Raw genomic sequence first — 16,045 nt, 5'->3', positions numbered from 1 at the left:
CGAGGAATCGGGTCTAACCGCGTACGAATAGGGATTTTCAATGCACCCCACCTCAAGGCGTCCTGCTTCCTTTGGTGTTTCCTTGCTACTGGCCGCCGTTACGGGAGTACTCAGCGCACCCATTTTGGCGCAGGAAAAACCCGCCGATGATTCAGCACAGGGCGAAACCCTGGCCCCGGAAGCCAGTCCGACGAAAAAAGGCGCGTACCTGTCGGAATGGTTCAACCAGGACCTGACGCTGATCGGCAGCAAAGACATCAGCTTCGGCCCCAAGCCGCAAGATGACGTGTACCTGGAATACGAGTACTTCGGTCGTAAAGGCCCGTTCGAGTTGTACGGCTATATCGACGTGCCGAAAATTCTCGGTATCGGTAACAGTAATGACAAAGGCGCGTGGGACCATGGCTCGCCGGTGTTCATGGAGCACGAGCCGCGCATCTCAATCGACTACCTGGCCGGTCGCAGCCTGGCCATCGGGCCGTTCAAGGAATGGTACGTGGCGTTTGACTGGATCTACGACCACGGCAGCAACAAGGCGAACCGCGCCAACACCCTGTACAGCGGCTTGGGCACCGACATCGACACGCACTCGCGGGTCAACCTGTCGGCCAACTTCTATGGGCGTTACCAGTGGGAAAACTATGGGGCGAGCAATGAATACCAGTGGGACGGCTACCGTGCGCAAATGAAGTACATCGTGCCCATCAGCAAGTTCGACAACGGCGCGTCGCTGACCTACATCGGCTTTACCAACTACGACTTCGGCTCGGACCTGCACAAGGACAACCCGGCACGCACCGCCAATTCGGTGGTGGCCACCAACGTGCTGCTGTACTCGTTCACCCACCTGCGTTTCACCCTGGTCGGCCGTTACTTTCACAACGGCGGCAACTGGGAGGACGGCAGCGAGCTGAACTTCGGCGAAGGCAACTTCCGCGCCCGCTCGGATGGCTGGGGCTACTACGCCGGTGTCGGCTACCAATTCTGATCAAGGAGTATTAGATGAACGCATTAACCCGTCTTTCGCTGGCCGTCGGCCTGGCTGTGTTGCCCCACGTGGTGCTGGCGGACACCGCGCCGATCAAGCCTAAAGTGATGCTGATCACCATGTTCGCCCCCGAAGCGCAAACCTGGATCGATCGCCTGGAACTCAAGCAGGAAGTGCGCGTGCCCGGCCTCTCCGCCGAATACCCGGTGATCCGCTGCAACACTCAGGACGTGTGCCTGTTGGTGACTGGCATGGGCCAGACCAACGCCGCCGCCTCGACCCTTGCCCTGGCCCTGTCACCCAAGTTCGACCTGCGCCAGAGCTATTTCCTGATTGCAGGGATTGCCGGCATCAGCCCCAAACACGGCACCATCGGCACCGCCGCCTGGGCGCACTACCTGGTGGAGTTCGGCACCCAGTGGGAAATCGATTCGCGCGATGCGCCTAAAGACTGGCCGACCGGTTACATCGGCATCAACACCAAAGGCCCCAACGAAAAACCGCCGCTGGACTACAAGACCGAAGTGTTTGAGCTCAACCCCAAGCTGCAAGCCAAAGCATTTGCCCTGTCGCACAAGGTTGAGCTGAGCGAAAGCAAGGAATCCACCGCCTGGCGCAAACACTACCCGGCCGCCCCGGCCAACCAGCCGCCGCAAGTCACCCAGTGTGACACCCTGGCGGGCAACACCTGGTTCTCCGGCACCCGCCTGAGCGAGCGCGCCGAAGTCTGGACCAAGCTGCTCACCGACAACAAAGGCGAGTACTGCACCACCCAGCAGGAAGACAACTCCACCTATGAAGCCCTGCTGCGCGCCAGCCGCGAAGGGTTGGTGGATATCCAGCGCCTGGCGGTGGTGCGTGCCGGCTCGGACTTCGACCGGCCGTATCCTGGCTACAGCGAAGTGGACAATTTGCTGAAATACGCCGATCAAGGCGGGTTCGTGCCGGCGTTGGAGAACCTGTATCGCACCGGCAATCCGCTGGTTCAAGCGATCCTGAAAAACTGGTCCGCCTGGGAAAAAGGCGTCCCCGAAGCCTAGTGAAAATCAAACTGTGGGAGCGGGCTTGCCCGCGATAGCGATCTGTCAGTCAGCGAGTTATTGACTGATCCGCCGCCATCGCAGGCAAGCCAGCTCCCACATTTTTTGACCGTGTTAACAATCCTTATGCCGCCGGGTGGGCCACATTCAGCGCCTTATCCACCAACAACTGCACCCCTTCCAGCATTCGGCAGATGCCCAGCGCGACATTACGTTGCGACCCTTCGATTTCAAACGCCATATGGTTAGCAATCTGGCTGATGGACGCCAAATCCTGGGAAGCATTGACCAGCAAGGTTTCCGTGCCCAGGTCGGCGCGCACGGTGAAAAGCCCGTCGGTGGGTTCGGGGATGGGTTTTGCGGGGTTGAGGTAGTGGTTGATCGCGCGGTAGGCCACTTCGTGCAGGGTGCTGGTATCGAAGTCGGGTTGGCCGGGTGGATTTGGGCTGTCTTTGATCATGGTGGAACTCCGTCGACAAGTGGAGCTGCCAACGCTCGCGGTCAAGCGAGTTAAGGTGGCAGCTGTACGCGGGTTGACCGACCGGTTGTCAACGAACCCGGCATACCCAAAGGTATCCCGCGCACAACTGCCGCGACACAATACCTCAGGCATAAAAAAAACGCCTGAGATAGGTACAGGGCGTAGCGTTTCGTTAACAAGGTCGGACGGTCAAATCCGGTCGCTGAATGGTCAGCGACGGCAGTGAGGTTAGTCAGCGCCCTTCCGACCGACAACCTGAAACCCTTGTGGGAAACGTCCGAGTCAAACCCGTTCCCAAAGCCTGATGAAGATCAAACTGTGGGAGCGGGCTTGCCCGCGATGGCGGTGTGTCAGTCAGCTTATTTGTCACTGGCCCACCGCATTCGCGAGCAAGCCCGCTCCCACATGTTGAGCTCAGTACATCAGGTAAAGGTGTGTACTCGGTCAAATGTGGGAGCTGGCTTGCCTGCGATGCAGACAACTCGGTACATCAGCCATAACCAGTTGATGCCATCGCAGGCAAGCCAGCTCCCACCTTTTATCAGCGCATTAAGGCAGGAAGATGATCTTGTCCGCACTGCCCGTGTTCACTTCTTCGTAGCACTGCACGCCATCCGCCAACGCCACTTCGCGCAAGCCGGTAGGCAGCGGCAACGACCCTTCATCAAAGAAGCGCCCGAACTGCTCCAGCATCACCGCGCACTGCTCGCAGTTGTAGAGCAATGAGTTGATCCCCACCACCGAACCGCCTTTGCGATACAACGCCAGGGCCGGCAGTTGCACATGCCCATCCACCGGCGCGGCGATGATTGCGATACGGCCGAACGGGGCCAAACCAGCGACAGCCGCCGGCAACCAAAAACCGGTGGTGTCGAAGATCACATCCGCGCCGCCCTTGAACACGGCGTTGACCTGCGCGCCCAACTCTTCCGGCTGGCCCAGCGTAATCGCGTCAAACCCTTGAGCCTGCAGCACCTCAACCTGATCAGCCTTGCGCACCGCCCCCAGTACCTGCGCACCCCGGATCTTCGCCAACGCCAACGCCGCGCTGCCCACGGCGCCATTGGCACCAATCACCAACAACCGCGTGCCCTTGGCCACACCGCTACGCTCCAGCGCATCCCAGGCGGTGGTGTACGGCACGCCCAGGCTGGCGGCTTGGGCAAAACTCAAGTGGCTCGGCTTATGCGCCACGCCCTTGGCCGACACGGTGAGGTATTGAGCGTGGGAGCCATCGGCGAAAAAGCCCAGGTCGCGTCCGGTGCCCCAGACCTCTTGACCGACCAGTGCCTGCGGCCCCTCGACCACAACTCCGGCAAAATCCCGGCCGGGAATCCGCGGCACCGTGGTGTAGGGAAAACGGCCGAGCACGTTTTTAACATCGCTGGGGTTCAGGCCGGCAGCCTTGATTTGGACCAGTACTTCACCGGCGGCCGGCACCGGCTTGGCGACGTCAACGAAACCCAGGGCGGCGAGGTCGCCGGTGGCGGAAAATTGCAGTGCTTTCATGGCCAATATCCATCGAAGGGAAAGGAAATCAGGACAACCAACCGCTGACCCACTCGCGCCCCATGGGCCAGAGTTTCTCGCCGAGCAACATGCCCATCAGGCCCACCAGGGCAATGGCAGGCGGCGCGGGTGAGCGGAAGTCCAGGGCGCCGTAGATCACGCCGACAAACAGGCCGATGGCGAGGGAAATCAGGTAGTTCATGGGGGCGGCGCCTTGTAGGTTGATGCGCTCAGTGTAGTGAGCGCCTGCCTGAAGCATCGGCCAAGTGCTTCAGGATTTCGGCCAACCCCTCAACCTGCGTAGTGCGACGGCGCCACGCCGAGTTCACGCCGGAACATGTCGCTGAAGCTGCTCGGCGAATAGCCCAAAGACCGCGCAATGCCACTCACCGACTGGCCCTGGATCAGCTCCGCCACCGCCGTGGCCAGTTGCACCTGGCGGCGCCATTCGGCAAAGCCCATGCCCAGGTGGTTCTGGAACAGCCGCGCCAGGGTGCGCACACTGGCCCCGGCCGCCTCGGCGTGTTGCTCGAACGGGATCTCCAGCGACGGCGCCGCCATCACCGCCTGGCAGGCGTTGATCAAGCGACGGTCGGCGCCCACCGGCATGGCGATGCGGATCTGCGAACGACGGGCCCGCTGCAATTCCAGCAGGGCCAGGCCGACAACGGCGTCGTAGTAGGCCGTATCGCCGTCGTCGCCCTGGTCGACCAACGTGACGATCAGCTCGCGCAACAGCCCGCCGACTTCAATCACTTGCACCTGGCTGTCCAGCGTCGCCGCCAGGGCCGGGCGCAGGTAGATATTGCGCATCTGCAAGTCCGAGACCACGCGAATGCCATGTTCCACGCCCGGCGGCAGCCACACCGCACGCTGGGGCGGCACAACCAGCGCTTCGCGAGGCGTTTCGACCCACATCACGCCGCTCATGGCGTACAACAACTGGCCCCAGTCGTGGCTGTGCGGTTCTACATACAACCCACGCGGGTAGGTGCGCGCCAAGGGTTGCACGGGCACGGCGTGATCACTGAGGTCGGGGGGCGCGGCCAGGGCCATGGGCTACACATCATCAAGGGTGAGCCGCCATGGTAATGACCGCCGCGCCACAATCCGAGTGAATTTTTACTGCCCGCAACGATCACTTGCTTACACATTGAGAGTAGGGAGCTCTAACAATGGACGGATCAGAACCGGTGAATGGCAAGGCGCACATCGACTACACCCAGGACACATTATTCGGCCCGATGGCCAAGCATGCCGAGTGCCAAGTGAGTGTTCAGCGCACACCGGAACGCACCGTGTTGCGGGTGTTCCAGCCGCTGCCGGAGGATCTGCACGCGGCGCAAACCGTGGTGTTTGCGCTGGAGGGGCGGCGGATCAGTGCGGTGGTCAAAGGTCGTCAGCGCATGGCCGACCACAGCGTCAGGTTCGAACTCAAACCCCAATAAAAAGAGGCCGGTAACACCGGCCTCTCGCTGACACGCTTAGCCGTGAGCCGACTTGGCGCACTCACAGCCCGTTGGCGCCATACACGGCTCACCATGGGCATGGTGCTCGGCACAGCCTTGGCAGCAATAGCCTTTACCGTCCTTCATTACCGCGTCGGCGCCCAGTACACATTTGCAGTGTGGGCAAGCACAGGTTTCATCTGGCATGGTCAGACTCCTTTTCATGGTCGTCCAAGTGCTGCGAACGCAACACCTTAAGCAATGACTCCCGGCAACGCAGCAAGGTTCAGCCCATTAATCGGCTTGACGGGTATTGCTGCGGTACATGAACACCAGCGCCAGCGCCAGACAGAGCATCGCCACGATACGGCTGCCCGACAGTTCGATCGCCGGGTTACCCAGCCAGCCGAAGTTGTCGATCAGCATGCCCATGCCCAACTGCCCGACGATCACCGCCACCGTCGCCACCGCCGTGCCGACGATGGGCACCGCGCCGACCATTACCATCATGTACACCACACCGAACAGCGCGCCGGTCAGTTGCCACTTGGGCACCTCGAGCAGGCTGACGGACTGGGCCGGCTCAAAAAAGAAGATCAACAGCGCCGTGGTGATTGCGCCCACCGCAAAGGTCAGCAGACTGCTGCGCAATACGCCCACCGCCTGGCCCAGGCGGCCGTTGATGGCCGCTTGCACACTCAGCACCGCACCGGCGGCAATCACCAGTACCAACAACAGAATCAGATTCATCGCCTTACCCTCGTGCAATCAGAACAAGTGCCGCCACAATCAGCGCCAACGCAATCCAGCGCTCACCGTTGACCCGCTTGCGCGCCGTGCCGAACCAGCCGAAATGGTCGATCAACACACTCTTGCCCACCTGGCCCGAGAGGATCGCGATCATGGTCATGGCAATGCCGATATGCGGCGTGGCCAACGTCAGCACCACCACGTACATCGGCCCCAGGAAGCCGCCGATCAACTGCCAGCGTGGCAGGTCGGTCAGCGCCGGGCCTGTCTGCGGGCCGCTGAACAGCAGCAGCAAAAACAGGATCGCCGTGCCCACGCCGAAGATGCTCAAGGTCGCCCACAAGTGGCCCACCTGTACGCCCAGCGGCCCGAGCAAACCAGCCTCCACCGACAGGCCCATGCCTGCCAGGATCACCAACGGCAACAACAGCAACCGTAAAAGGTTTTTCTTCGGCGTGGCCTGGGCCACACCTTCGATCGAACGTGCCTGCATACATCACCTGCGCTTTATAAAAACATGGCGCGCATTATCCGGTGGCCGTGCTGTGCGATAAATGGGAGCATACGGATAACACCTTTGCGCATAACGCACAGCTTGGAGGCCATGATGCAGGGCTTGAATGAATTGAGTTTCAAGGCGTTGCGCCTGTTTGTCGCCGTGCTGGATCACGGCAGCTTTTCTGAAGTCGCGCGCCGTGAAAGCCTGGCGCCCTCCTCCATTTCTCGGCAGATCCAGTTGATGGAGCAGGCACTCGGCCAACAGTTGTTGTACCGCCACACCCGCGCCGTGAGCCCTACCGAGGCCGGGCGCCTGCTCGGGCACCATGCGCGCTTGATGCTGGAACAACTGGAAACAGCCGGCCAGGCGTTGCAGGAACAGGAAAGCGAACCCAGCGGCCTGGTACGCATCAATGCGCCGATGGTGTTCGGCCAGCGTCATCTTTCGCCGTGGCTGGGCGAGCTGTGCCGGCGCTATCCCAAGTTGCAACTGGATATCCAGCAAACCGACACCTACGTCGACCCACTGCAAGACGGCACCGACCTGCTGTTTCGTATCGGCGTGCTCAACGATTCCGGCATGCAGGCCCGCATCTTTGCGCCTCAACGCTTTCGCATCGCCGCCAGCCCTGCCTACCTGGCCCAACATGGCACACCGCGCCACCCCGATGAGCTGGTCAACCACCAGTGCCTGGCCTACAAGGGCATCACCGGCCAGCAACGCTGGTTTTTCCGCCGCGACCAGGGCGACTGGACGCCCTACAGCGTCAAAGGCCCGATCACCGGCAACCACGCCGACACCCTCACCCACGCCGCCGAACAAGGCCTGGGGCTGGTGGTGTTTCCGTCCTGGCTGATCGGCGAAGGCTTGCGCGCCGGCACCTTGCAGGCGGTGCTGAGCGAGTACGACGTGGCCACGACGCTTGAGCCGCAGCAGATTGCCGCGTTATGGCCCGGCAGCCGGCGGCTGTCGCTGAAGGTGCGCACGGTGATTGATTATTTTGTCGAGTGTTTTGGCGCGGTGCCGTATTGGGATCGGTGAGCTGGCTCGGGGTTAGGAGGTAAAAATTCCTCGGCGAAAAAGTAGGCTCGTTCTGATTTTGCGGGCCACCATTCCCCGGCACAGTATGCTGCGCCAGACTCTGGTCACTTCCGCACAGGAGAGACACCATGAAGTCACCGCGCACCGCAATCCCTGTCTCGTCGGACCAGGCCAGCGCCGATCTTTCAAAGCGGTTTCATCAAGCCAGTACCGGCCAAACCATCATTATTACCGAGGATGGATGTGCCCTTGCCCGGCCTGCGCCAGCCGGGCAATTTCACGGGAAGCGAATCGGTTCCATGAGAGGAAAACTGGTTATTCCGGACGACCTGGATGCGCCACTGCCTGACGAGTTGCTGAACGCGTTTGAGGCAGGCTTATGAACAGAACTCTGATCAAAACAACCACTGCCCAATCAACCACGCATTCGCCCCACTGATCAGCGCAAACAGAAACCACGCCAATAGCCGCGTGGGCAGCCTGTTAACAAACGGCCCCATCAATTGCTTGTCATCGGTCATGCGAATCAGCGGATAAAGCGCGAACGGCAACTGCAGGCTGAGCACGACCTGGCTCAGAATCAGCAGCTTGCCGATAGCATCGTCGCCCATCAGCCATACCCCGAGAAATGCCGGGATCAGTGCCAAGCCACGGGTGATCAGGCGGCGCTGCCAGCAAGGGATACGCAGGTTGAGATAACCCTCCATGATCACTTGCCCAGCGATCGTGCCGGTAAACGTCGAGCTTTGCCCGGAGGCCAGCAACGCGACACCGAACAGGACACTGGCAAAAGCCCCGCCCACCAGTGGGTCAAGCAGGTGGTAAGCATCCTGGATCTCGACCACGTCGGTGTGGCCGGTCTTGTAGAACGCGGCGGCGGCCAGCACCAGGATCGCCGCATTGACCAGCAAGGCCAGGGCCAGGGAGCCGATGGTGTCGATGCGTGCCAGTTTCACCGCGTCCTGTTTGCTGGCGAGGTCTTTGCCGATCAGGCGGGTTTGCACAATCGAGGTGTGCAGGTAGAGGTTATGCGGCATGACCGTGGCGCCGAGTATGCCGATGGCCAGGTACAACGGCGCCGCATCGCTGATGACCGACAGTGACGGAGTAAAACCGCTCAGTACGTCGGGCCAGTAGGGTTTGATCAGCACCAGCTCGATGAAGAAGCACACGCCGATGGTTGCAACCAACGCCAGCATGATCGCCTCGAGGCGGCGGAAGCCGCGGTTTTGCAGGGCAAGGATCAACAGTGTGTCGAAGGCGGTGATGACAATACCGGTGGTCAGCGACACACCCAGCAGCAAGTGAAACGCCAGGGCGCAGCCAAGCACTTCGGCAAGGTCGGTGGCGATGATCGAGATTTCCGCCAGCAGCCACTGGGTGCGTGCCGAGCGTTTGCTGTAGCGCTCACGGCACAGTTGCGCCAGGTCTTTGCCGGTGGCGATGCCCAACCGCGAACACAGGCACTGCACCGCCATGCCGGCCAGGCTGGCCAACAGCACCACGAATAACAGGCTGTAGCCGTAGCGCGAGCCGGCCTCGATGGCCGTGGCCCAGTTACCGGGGTCCATGTAGCCGATGGAAATCAGCAGACCGGGGCCGGCGAACATCAGCGCCCGTTTGAAAAACGAAGCCTTGGGGTCAACGATGACGGAGCCGGCCACTTCCGGCGGGCAGAATGGGGCGGTAGCGATTTTCGGCAGGCTGAATTTCACGCGGTATCCCAGGCAAACATACAAGTCAGAGCCGCAGCTTATCAGTCCGACACGACCGTGCGCATCACCGTCTCCCGGGGCAGGTCAAAGGTGTCGACCACTTGCACCACCAGGTCCAGCTCCTGGTTCAGCGCTTCGCGTTCCATACGCTGGCGAATCATGCCGATCATCAGCACCGACAAGGTGGTAATCGAGTACGCCGGGCCGGAGAACGCTCGCACACCCGTGACGAGCAACATCGCCGCCGCCAATGCCTGGCCCACCACCGGAATCGCTGAGGCGGCGCCACGGCGCACGATAAAACCGGTAAACCCCGCCAACGCCGTACCACTCAAGGCGGTGGTGGCCGAGCGGCTGATATCGATACGGTTGAACACGCCCTGTTCTTTTTGCGCCGCGGCCTTGAGTTCGGCGTCGAAGGCTTGGCGGTCGGCACGGCTGAGTTTGTCCTTGTATTGCTCGATCAACCTCTCAGCAACCCGCGCCTCAATGTCCGCCAGTGCCACGGTTTCAACCGGTTCATCGAACTTGATCCCCAACCGCTGCGCCACATCTTCGGCGATCTGGCGGTAACTCACGCCGTGGCCACGGGCAACGTTCATAAAGCTGTCACCGCCCATGCGTTGCAACTCGATGGCCAGTTTCAGCGGTTCGCGCACACTGGCATCGATTGACGCACTGCGCTTTTGCGCCATCAACTCGGCAAGGAACTTCAACTCGTCCGGCCGCGCCTGCACCAACGCGGGGAACAACTCCACGTCCTCTTCGGCAAAGCGCACTTCAGTGCTGCGCTGATCGGCGCGGATCATGCCGCGCCGTTCCTGCAACAGGTCGGTGTATTGCACCACCGTTTTCAGCTGCGGCCAGTAGGCGGCATGGTCGAACGTCGCCAGGTGCACATTGGTGACCTTGGCCTTGAGCGCCGGCGTGACCTCAATGGCATAACGGCCAATGCAACGTTCGGTGTCCGGTTTCATGGCCAGCGCCCAGTCCTTGCTGGAGTGGCAGTTGATCACCCGGCCCTTGAGCGGCGCCGACACTTCATCCCACGGGCTCGACGTACAAATCGCCCCGCCCATCAGCAACAAGTTGTTCAGCGGCAGTTCACGAGCCACCTCGGGGCTGGCCAGCACGCTCTTGACCAGAATGCGCGCGCCCAGCGAATGCCCGATCAGGTTGATGCGCCGTACCTGCAGCGACTCGGCGTGCAGGTAACTGGCCAGTTCAGGCAACAGGGTCTTGGCCACTTCATCGACGCGCGCCTCGACACTTTTGTAATGGTCGAGGAAATAGGCAATCGCCTTGCCCACGCCCACCGTCGCTGCGCCCAGGCCGCCACCGCCGAGCATCGAGGTGATCACATCCTTGAAGGGCGCAAACAGGTTTTCGAGAAAATGCCCCGCCGGCCAGAACAGCATCAGGTTGGTCGAGCCTTCGATGCTCGCCAGCTGCTGCTTGAAATTGCCCAGTTGCTGGCGGTTGAAGAAGGCCGAATAACCGTGAACGTAGAGATTGAGCACATTCCCCTGAGGCTCGCCGCACAGTACAAACGTGGGCTTGCGGGTGCGGTGCATTTCATCCCACTGGTGTTGCATGGGCCGGTGACTCCTGGTGACGATGGACGGCGATAGTAACAAAGCATGACGCTGGGGAAGGTGAATCCTGACCGACGTGTGCCGTTTTCAGAACGCTGACGCCGCCCTGGATTTGGCCAGGTAGCGCGCGGGCGCCTCTCCCAGGTTTCGGCGGAACACCGCGGTAAAGGCGCTGGAACTGCTGAAACCCAACCCCAACGCCACCTCGGTAATGGAGGCGCCATGACTGAGCCGCGCAGTGGCTTCAAGCAGGCAGACCTGCTGACGCCAGGCCACAAACGTCATGCCGGTGCCTTCGTGAAAATGGCGGGTGAAGGTGCGTCGGCTCATGTTCGACCAATGGGCCATCTGATCGAGGGAGATGGTCTGCGCAGGAGCCTGCAGAAAACGCTGGCAAGCCTGGGCCAGACGTGGCTCGGCAGGCAACGGCGCGCTGAGGGGCACTTCGGGCATGGCGCTTATTTCATCGATCAGCAGCGTCAATACGCACTGCTGACGGACCGCGGTCGCCGCCGACGGTGCGATAGCCAGTGCCGCTTCCAACAGATGCCTGAGCAACGGCGACACCTCGAATACCTGACAACGATCCCGCAGCCCTGCCCGTTCGGCAGCCTGATCATCGAGGTAGGTATTGAGCATCACCACATCGCCGCGCATGTGCATTTCATGGGGCACGCCGCCCGGCACCCAGATCGCCCGCTGCGGCGGCACCACCCAATTGCCGAGGTCGGTGAACATCCTCAACGCACCGGTGGAGGCATAGGCGAATTGCCCGCGCGGGTGTGTATGCCGCGTGAACACGGTGCCAGAGGGGTATTCACGCAGAGTGACCAGCGCTTCGGGGTCGTTGTCATCAAAGGTCGGCAGCATGGCCCGATATTGTCAAAGGATGACCTGACAAAGCAAGCGGGCCATCGCCCTGCGCCCTAGCATTCACGCCTTTGAAGAAATCTGCTCAAAGGAACGTCCATGCAGAAGAAACACTTGGCGCTTGCCCTGTTGGTCACCTTGGTCTGGGGGCTGAATTTTCCCATTACCAAACTGGGCCTGCGCTCAATCGACCCCTTTGCCCTCACCGGCATCCGCTTTGCCCTGGCCGCCCTGCCGCTGGTGTTCATTATCAAGCGGCCCGTCGTCCCATTCCGCTACGTGGCCGCTTACGGCGTGATCTTCGGGCTGGGCATGTGGGGCGTGATCAACTACGGCATCCATATCGGCGTCAGCCCGGGGATCGCCTCGCTGATCATTCAACTCAGCGTGTTTTTCACGCTCGGCTGGGGCTACCTGCTGTTCAAGGAAAAAATCCGTGCTGCACAGTGGGTCGGCGCTTTTCTCGCGTTGATTGGCCTAGCAGGAATCATCGCCAGCCAGACCGGCGAGCACGCGGTACTCGGGGTTTTGTTCATTGTGTTCAGTGCCCTGGCATGGAGTATCGGCAACGTCATCATCAAGGCATCAGGGGTGAAGGAAATCTTTTCGTTCATGGTATGGGCCAGCCTGTTCCCGCCGATCCCACTGTTCCTCATGGCGTGGTGGCTGCACGGCAACGCCGCCTTCGCTCACCTGCCCGAGCGCCTTGACCTGACCGTCGTGTTGTCGATCCTGTTTCAGGTTTACCTGGCGACACACTTTGCCTACTGGGGTTGGAACTCCCTGCTCAAGGCCTACCCCGTATCGACCGTGGCGCCGCTGTCGCTGTTGATTCCGGTATTTGGAATTGCCAGTTCAGTGCTGATGCTGGACGAGCACGTGTCCCTGCCCAACCTGATCGCGATCGCTGTGATTATTATTGGCTTGGCAGTCGGGCTTTACCGCAAGCCCCCAAGGCGATGCTGATATCCGGGAACCTTGCGCAGCTCGTGCAGCGGCATTTGTTGCAGATGCTGGCGGAACAGGCGCTTATTTCCAGATAGCCCCCCTCGTGGCGAGCGGGCTTGCCCCGCGTTGGGTTGCGAAGCAGCCCCATCAAGGAAAATGCGGTGTGTCAGGCGTACCGCAGCGGCTGGCTTTGGGGCTGCTGCGCAACCCAGCGCGGGGCAAGCCCGCTCGCCACAAAGAGCGTGCAGCAGCAAGTCTTCTGTCCACGTCCAACTCCTTCGTGGTCCAAGCCTTCATCCATGAATGCGCAGAAGCCCAACGCTATTGACTCACACGCATCGAATTCGAAATACCTGACGGTGGTGACAACTGATTTAGTTTGTCGAAACGGCAGTAGACCTACAGAAAAGTCATTGAATTAAATGGTATTAATACTTTCGTAAGCGCCCGGGAAGAACGGGACTACGGCCAACACCCATTGCCTGTCGCATCAAAAATACAAGTTTCAAAATGTAAAAAAGCGCTCTAATGGCGCCCTGTTGATTGGCTTTAAAGATCCTGGAGTTCGCAATGCCCCATGAAGGCAACCTGTTACAAGCAGCCGTGGTGTTCCTGCTCGCCGCCGTGCTGACCGTGCCGTTGGCCAAGCGTCTGCAACTGGGCGCAGTGCTGGGTTATCTGTTCGCGGGGGTGATCATCGGCCCCTCTGTGCTGGGCCTGATCGGCAACCCGCAAAGCGTGGCGCAGTTCTCTGAATTGGGCGTGGTGTTGCTGCTGTTCATCATCGGTCTGGAGCTGTCGCCCAAGCGTTTATGGGTGATGCGCAAGGCGGTATTCGGCGTTGGCCTGGCCCAAGTGTTGCTGACCGGGCTGGTGATGGCGGTGGTGGCGTTGTGGCTATTTGGCCAAGCCTGGAACAGTGCGATTGTGCTGGGCCTGGGCCTGGCGCTGTCCTCCACCGCGTTTGGGCTGCAAAGCCTGGCCGAACGCAAAGAGCTGAATCAGCCGCACGGGCGCCTGGCGTTTGCGATTCTGTTGTTCCAGGACATCGCCGCGATCCCACTGATCGCGATGGTGCCACTGCTGGCCGGCAGTGATCACCCCACCACCGAAGCCCAGGGCTTGCAACACGTGTTGCAGATACTCGGCAGCATCGCCGTGGTGATCATCGGCGGACGCTACCTGCTGCGTCCGGTGTTTCGCATTGTCGCCAAGACCGGCCTGCGCGAAGTGTCCACCGCCACCGCGCTGCTGGTGGTGATCGGCACGGCCTGGTTGATGGAGCTGGTGGGCGTGTCGATGGCCCTCGGCGCCTTCCTCGCCGGGCTGCTGCTGGCGGACTCCGAATACCGCCACGAACTCGAAGCGCAGATCGAACCGTTCAAAGGCCTGTTGCTCGGCCTGTTTTTCATCAGTGTGGGCATGGGCGCCAACCTCAGCCTGCTGCTCAGTTCGCCGCTGGTGGTGATCGGCCTGACGCTGCTATTGATCGGCTTGAAGCTGCCGCTGCTGTATGCGGTGGGCCGGATGGTCGGCGACCTCAATCGCGAGAGCGCGCTGCGCCTGGGCGTGGTGCTGGCCGCCGGCGGTGAGTTTGCCTTTGTGGTGTTCAAGATCGGGCGCGACCAGGGCCTGTTCGAACCGCACCTCTACGATGTGCTGGTGCTGACCATCACGCTGTCCATGGCCGTGACGCCGCTGCTGCTGTTGGTGTGCCCAAAGCTGTTCAAGCCCAAGGTCAAGCCGGTGGAAGTGCCGGAGGAATACCGCGCCATCGAAAGCGATGCGCCGCGTGTGGTGATTGCCGGCATGGGCCGTATGGGCCAGATCGTGGCGCGGATTCTGCGTGCGCAAAACATCTCGTTTATCGCCCTCGACACCTCGGTGGAAACCATCGAACTGACTCGCAGTTTCGGCGGTATGCCGGTGTTCTACGGCGACCCGCAGCGCCCGGAAATCCTGCACGCGGCCAAGGTCGATCAGGCCGAGTTCTTCGTGATTGCCATGGACGACCCGGAGATCAACATCAAGACCGCCGAACTGGTGCGCAACCTCTACCCGCACATGAAAATCATCGCCCGTGCACGTAACCGCCAACACGTCCACCGCCTGGTCGACCTGGACGCGTCACCGGTGCGCGAGACGTTTTACTCCAGCCTGGAAATGAGCCGACGCACCCTGGTGGGTCTCGGGTTGAGCCAGGCCCAGGCCGATGCGCGCATCACCCGTTTCAAAAACCACGACCTGCAGGTGCTCGCTGCGCAACACGCGGTATATGACGATGCCGCCAAGGTCATGCAAACCGCCCAGGAAGCGCGTACGGAGCTGGCGCGGCTGTTTGAGATGGACCGGCTTGAGGAAGAGTCCGACAAAGTGTGAGGACAGGGATGAACGATCTGGCGAGTTTTCTGACAGAATACGCCGCAATTTCGTTCATCCACTGGAGCGCTTCATGGCCACTTTCACCAAGACCGCCGTGCTGCTGGCCCTGGCGCTTACCGCCGGCGGCGTGTTCGCAGCAACCAAGCCAACCGCGACACAAACCATCTCGACGCTGGGTGGCAAGTTCACCTTCAACTTGCCCAAGGCCTACATCGCCGACACGCTGCCAACCGGCAAGGTTGAGGACGGGACCGCCGACACCCAAGGCACGCTGTACGCCAACTCGACCACGAAAAGTGTGGTGATCGTGGCTGAAACGGTGCGCAACGATGGGGCCACAATTAAAGACAATGACCCGCAGTTTCTGGATGGCGCCGTGGCTGATTTCGTCAAGGACCAGAGCGCTGCCCTGCCTGATTTCAAGAAGCAGAACGAAAAGAAACTGACCTTCAAAGGTCTTGGCCTGCGTCAGGTCGACAGCACGGCCACCCAGGGTGGCGGCAAGACTTTGAACTCGACATTCCTGGGTGGCTCGGGCAATCACTTGCTGGTGATTCAGGCGATTTCGCGGGCGGATGATGTGAAGGGGCATGCGGAGTTGGTGAAGCAGATTACTGGGGGTAAGTAGTCTGGTTTTGCGGGTGATGGGGGGACGGGGTACATATCCGTTATATGGGTGATGGCTGATATCGGTTCCGCTCTTACAGCGGGTCACTTTTGAAAAGCGTGTACGGACCGGACACATGGTTGACGGGTGTGCGGGGACATGGTGGACACTT

Annotated in this window: 18 protein-coding genes; 8 read left to right on the top strand and 10 right to left on the bottom strand. The window is 60.8% G+C overall.

Annotation, left to right across the window (positions count from 1 at the left end; genetic code table 11):
• Window positions 1–40 precede the first annotated feature (40 nt).
• Together FPT15_RS28740 and FPT15_RS28735 are read left to right on the top strand one after the other, a co-directional pair.
• A complete protein-coding gene (locus tag FPT15_RS28740) occupies window positions 41–988 on the top strand; it encodes a nucleoside-specific channel-forming protein Tsx (protein WP_145166099.1) in 948 nt (315 codons plus the stop codon).
• Between the two features lie 14 nt (window positions 989–1,002).
• Window positions 1,003–2,028 carry a purine nucleoside permease gene (locus tag FPT15_RS28735; RefSeq protein ID WP_145166098.1) on the top strand — a complete coding sequence of 342 codons (1,026 nt, stop codon included), beginning with the start codon at window positions 1,003–1,005 and terminating at the stop codon, window positions 2,026–2,028.
• 124 nt (window positions 2,029–2,152) lie between these two features.
• Here the strand turns inward: FPT15_RS28735 and FPT15_RS28730 are convergent, their stop codons facing one another.
• From FPT15_RS28730 to FPT15_RS28715, 4 genes are all read right to left on the bottom strand, one after another.
• Window positions 2,153–2,488 carry a DUF6124 family protein gene (locus tag FPT15_RS28730; protein WP_145166097.1) on the bottom strand — a complete coding sequence of 112 codons (336 nt, stop codon included), beginning with the start codon at window positions 2,486–2,488 and terminating at the stop codon, window positions 2,153–2,155.
• Between the two features lie 570 nt (window positions 2,489–3,058).
• A complete protein-coding gene (locus tag FPT15_RS28725; protein WP_145166096.1) occupies window positions 3,059–4,018 on the bottom strand; it encodes a zinc-binding alcohol dehydrogenase family protein in 960 nt (319 codons plus the stop codon).
• 28 nt (window positions 4,019–4,046) lie between these two features.
• Complete coding sequence (locus tag FPT15_RS28720) at window positions 4,047–4,220, bottom strand: DUF1427 family protein (protein WP_145166095.1); 174 nt, start codon at window positions 4,218–4,220, stop codon at window positions 4,047–4,049.
• A gap of 89 nt (window positions 4,221–4,309) precedes the next feature.
• The gene (locus FPT15_RS28715) at window positions 4,310–5,074 is read right to left on the bottom strand and encodes a helix-turn-helix transcriptional regulator (protein WP_145166094.1); all 765 of its coding nucleotides are present in this window, start codon (window positions 5,072–5,074) and stop codon (window positions 4,310–4,312) included.
• A gap of 119 nt (window positions 5,075–5,193) precedes the next feature.
• Between FPT15_RS28715 and FPT15_RS28710 the strand changes: the two genes are divergently transcribed.
• On the top strand, window positions 5,194–5,466 hold the full coding sequence (locus FPT15_RS28710; protein WP_145166093.1) for a hypothetical protein: 273 nt from the start codon (window positions 5,194–5,196) through the stop codon (window positions 5,464–5,466).
• A 36-nt stretch (window positions 5,467–5,502) separates the two neighbouring features.
• On the opposite strand, the gene FPT15_RS28705 is transcribed toward FPT15_RS28710, so the two are convergent.
• The 3 genes from FPT15_RS28705 to FPT15_RS28695 all read right to left on the bottom strand — a co-directional run bounded on the left by FPT15_RS28705 (window position 5,503) and on the right by FPT15_RS28695 (window position 6,709).
• On the bottom strand, window positions 5,503–5,673 hold the full coding sequence (locus FPT15_RS28705; RefSeq protein WP_145166092.1) for a metallothionein: 171 nt from the start codon (window positions 5,671–5,673) through the stop codon (window positions 5,503–5,505).
• A gap of 87 nt (window positions 5,674–5,760) precedes the next feature.
• A complete protein-coding gene (locus FPT15_RS28700) occupies window positions 5,761–6,216 on the bottom strand; it encodes a DMT family transporter (RefSeq protein ID WP_145166091.1) in 456 nt (151 codons plus the stop codon).
• Between the two features lie 4 nt (window positions 6,217–6,220).
• Entirely contained in the window at window positions 6,221–6,709 is a 489-nt protein-coding gene (locus tag FPT15_RS28695; protein ID WP_145166090.1) for a DMT family transporter, read from the bottom strand.
• A gap of 114 nt (window positions 6,710–6,823) precedes the next feature.
• Here FPT15_RS28695 and FPT15_RS28690 point away from each other — a divergent pair, with 114 nt between their 5' ends.
• Complete coding sequence (locus FPT15_RS28690) at window positions 6,824–7,756, top strand: LysR family transcriptional regulator (protein ID WP_145166089.1); 933 nt, start codon at window positions 6,824–6,826, stop codon at window positions 7,754–7,756.
• 128 nt (window positions 7,757–7,884) lie between these two features.
• On the top strand, window positions 7,885–8,139 hold the full coding sequence (locus FPT15_RS28685; protein WP_145166088.1) for a type II toxin-antitoxin system Phd/YefM family antitoxin: 255 nt from the start codon (window positions 7,885–7,887) through the stop codon (window positions 8,137–8,139).
• A gap of 12 nt (window positions 8,140–8,151) precedes the next feature.
• On the opposite strand, the gene FPT15_RS28680 is transcribed toward FPT15_RS28685, so the two are convergent.
• From FPT15_RS28680 to FPT15_RS28670, 3 genes are all read right to left on the bottom strand, one after another.
• A complete protein-coding gene (locus FPT15_RS28680; protein ID WP_145166087.1) occupies window positions 8,152–9,471 on the bottom strand; it encodes an Nramp family divalent metal transporter in 1,320 nt (439 codons plus the stop codon).
• Window positions 9,472–9,512: 41 nt separating this feature from the next.
• The gene (locus FPT15_RS28675; protein WP_145166086.1) at window positions 9,513–11,066 is read right to left on the bottom strand and encodes a DUF726 domain-containing protein; all 1,554 of its coding nucleotides are present in this window, start codon (window positions 11,064–11,066) and stop codon (window positions 9,513–9,515) included.
• 87 nt (window positions 11,067–11,153) lie between these two features.
• Entirely contained in the window at window positions 11,154–11,936 is a 783-nt protein-coding gene (locus tag FPT15_RS28670; protein WP_145166085.1) for a helix-turn-helix domain-containing protein, read from the bottom strand.
• A 99-nt stretch (window positions 11,937–12,035) separates the two neighbouring features.
• Here FPT15_RS28670 and FPT15_RS28665 point away from each other — a divergent pair, with 99 nt between their 5' ends.
• The 3 genes from FPT15_RS28665 (at window position 12,036) to FPT15_RS28650 (ending at window position 15,894) form a co-directional block, all read left to right on the top strand.
• Window positions 12,036–12,902: an EamA family transporter gene (locus FPT15_RS28665; RefSeq protein WP_145166084.1), complete on the top strand. Its 867-nt coding sequence runs from the start codon at window positions 12,036–12,038 to the stop codon at window positions 12,900–12,902.
• Window positions 12,903–13,454: 552 nt separating this feature from the next.
• Window positions 13,455–15,263, top strand: a complete 1,809-nt coding sequence (locus tag FPT15_RS28655; RefSeq protein ID WP_145166083.1) for a monovalent cation:proton antiporter-2 (CPA2) family protein — start codon at window positions 13,455–13,457, stop codon at window positions 15,261–15,263.
• 73 nt (window positions 15,264–15,336) lie between these two features.
• Window positions 15,337–15,894 (top strand): hypothetical protein, encoded by a 558-nt coding sequence (locus FPT15_RS28650; protein WP_145166082.1) that lies wholly within the window; start codon window positions 15,337–15,339, stop codon window positions 15,892–15,894.
• Window positions 15,895–16,045: the final 151 nt, after the last annotated feature.

This window comes from Pseudomonas sp. RGB (assembly GCF_007713445.1).
In the GTDB taxonomy this organism is placed as follows: domain Bacteria; phylum Pseudomonadota; class Gammaproteobacteria; order Pseudomonadales; family Pseudomonadaceae; genus Aquipseudomonas.
The sequence above is the reverse complement of the archived record's forward strand: the minus strand, read 5'-3'. Positions and strand labels throughout refer to the sequence as shown.

What these genes read in the sequence shown, in the direction of transcription:
- FPT15_RS28740 (WP_145166099.1), top strand. Translation starts at nt 41, where the DNA reads ATGCACCCCACCTCAAGGCGTCCTGCTTCCTTTGGTGTTTCCTTGCTA.
- FPT15_RS28735 (WP_145166098.1), top strand. Translation starts at nt 1,003, where the DNA reads ATGAACGCATTAACCCGTCTTTCGCTGGCCGTCGGCCTGGCTGTGTTG.
- FPT15_RS28730 (WP_145166097.1), bottom strand. Translation starts at nt 2,488, where the DNA reads ATGATCAAAGACAGCCCAAATCCACCCGGCCAACCCGACTTCGATACC.
- FPT15_RS28725 (WP_145166096.1), bottom strand. Translation starts at nt 4,018, where the DNA reads ATGAAAGCACTGCAATTTTCCGCCACCGGCGACCTCGCCGCCCTGGGT.
- FPT15_RS28720 (WP_145166095.1), bottom strand. Translation starts at nt 4,220, where the DNA reads ATGAACTACCTGATTTCCCTCGCCATCGGCCTGTTTGTCGGCGTGATC.
- FPT15_RS28715 (WP_145166094.1), bottom strand. Translation starts at nt 5,074, where the DNA reads ATGGCCCTGGCCGCGCCCCCCGACCTCAGTGATCACGCCGTGCCCGTG.
- FPT15_RS28710 (WP_145166093.1), top strand. Translation starts at nt 5,194, where the DNA reads ATGGACGGATCAGAACCGGTGAATGGCAAGGCGCACATCGACTACACC.
- FPT15_RS28705 (WP_145166092.1), bottom strand. Translation starts at nt 5,673, where the DNA reads ATGCCAGATGAAACCTGTGCTTGCCCACACTGCAAATGTGTACTGGGC.
- FPT15_RS28700 (WP_145166091.1), bottom strand. Translation starts at nt 6,216, where the DNA reads ATGAATCTGATTCTGTTGTTGGTACTGGTGATTGCCGCCGGTGCGGTG.
- FPT15_RS28695 (WP_145166090.1), bottom strand. Translation starts at nt 6,709, where the DNA reads ATGCAGGCACGTTCGATCGAAGGTGTGGCCCAGGCCACGCCGAAGAAA.
- FPT15_RS28690 (WP_145166089.1), top strand. Translation starts at nt 6,824, where the DNA reads ATGCAGGGCTTGAATGAATTGAGTTTCAAGGCGTTGCGCCTGTTTGTC.
- FPT15_RS28685 (WP_145166088.1), top strand. Translation starts at nt 7,885, where the DNA reads ATGAAGTCACCGCGCACCGCAATCCCTGTCTCGTCGGACCAGGCCAGC.
- FPT15_RS28675 (WP_145166086.1), bottom strand. Translation starts at nt 11,066, where the DNA reads ATGCAACACCAGTGGGATGAAATGCACCGCACCCGCAAGCCCACGTTT.
- FPT15_RS28670 (WP_145166085.1), bottom strand. Translation starts at nt 11,936, where the DNA reads ATGCTGCCGACCTTTGATGACAACGACCCCGAAGCGCTGGTCACTCTG.
- FPT15_RS28665 (WP_145166084.1), top strand. Translation starts at nt 12,036, where the DNA reads ATGCAGAAGAAACACTTGGCGCTTGCCCTGTTGGTCACCTTGGTCTGG.
- FPT15_RS28655 (WP_145166083.1), top strand. Translation starts at nt 13,455, where the DNA reads ATGCCCCATGAAGGCAACCTGTTACAAGCAGCCGTGGTGTTCCTGCTC.
- FPT15_RS28650 (WP_145166082.1), top strand. Translation starts at nt 15,337, where the DNA reads ATGGCCACTTTCACCAAGACCGCCGTGCTGCTGGCCCTGGCGCTTACC.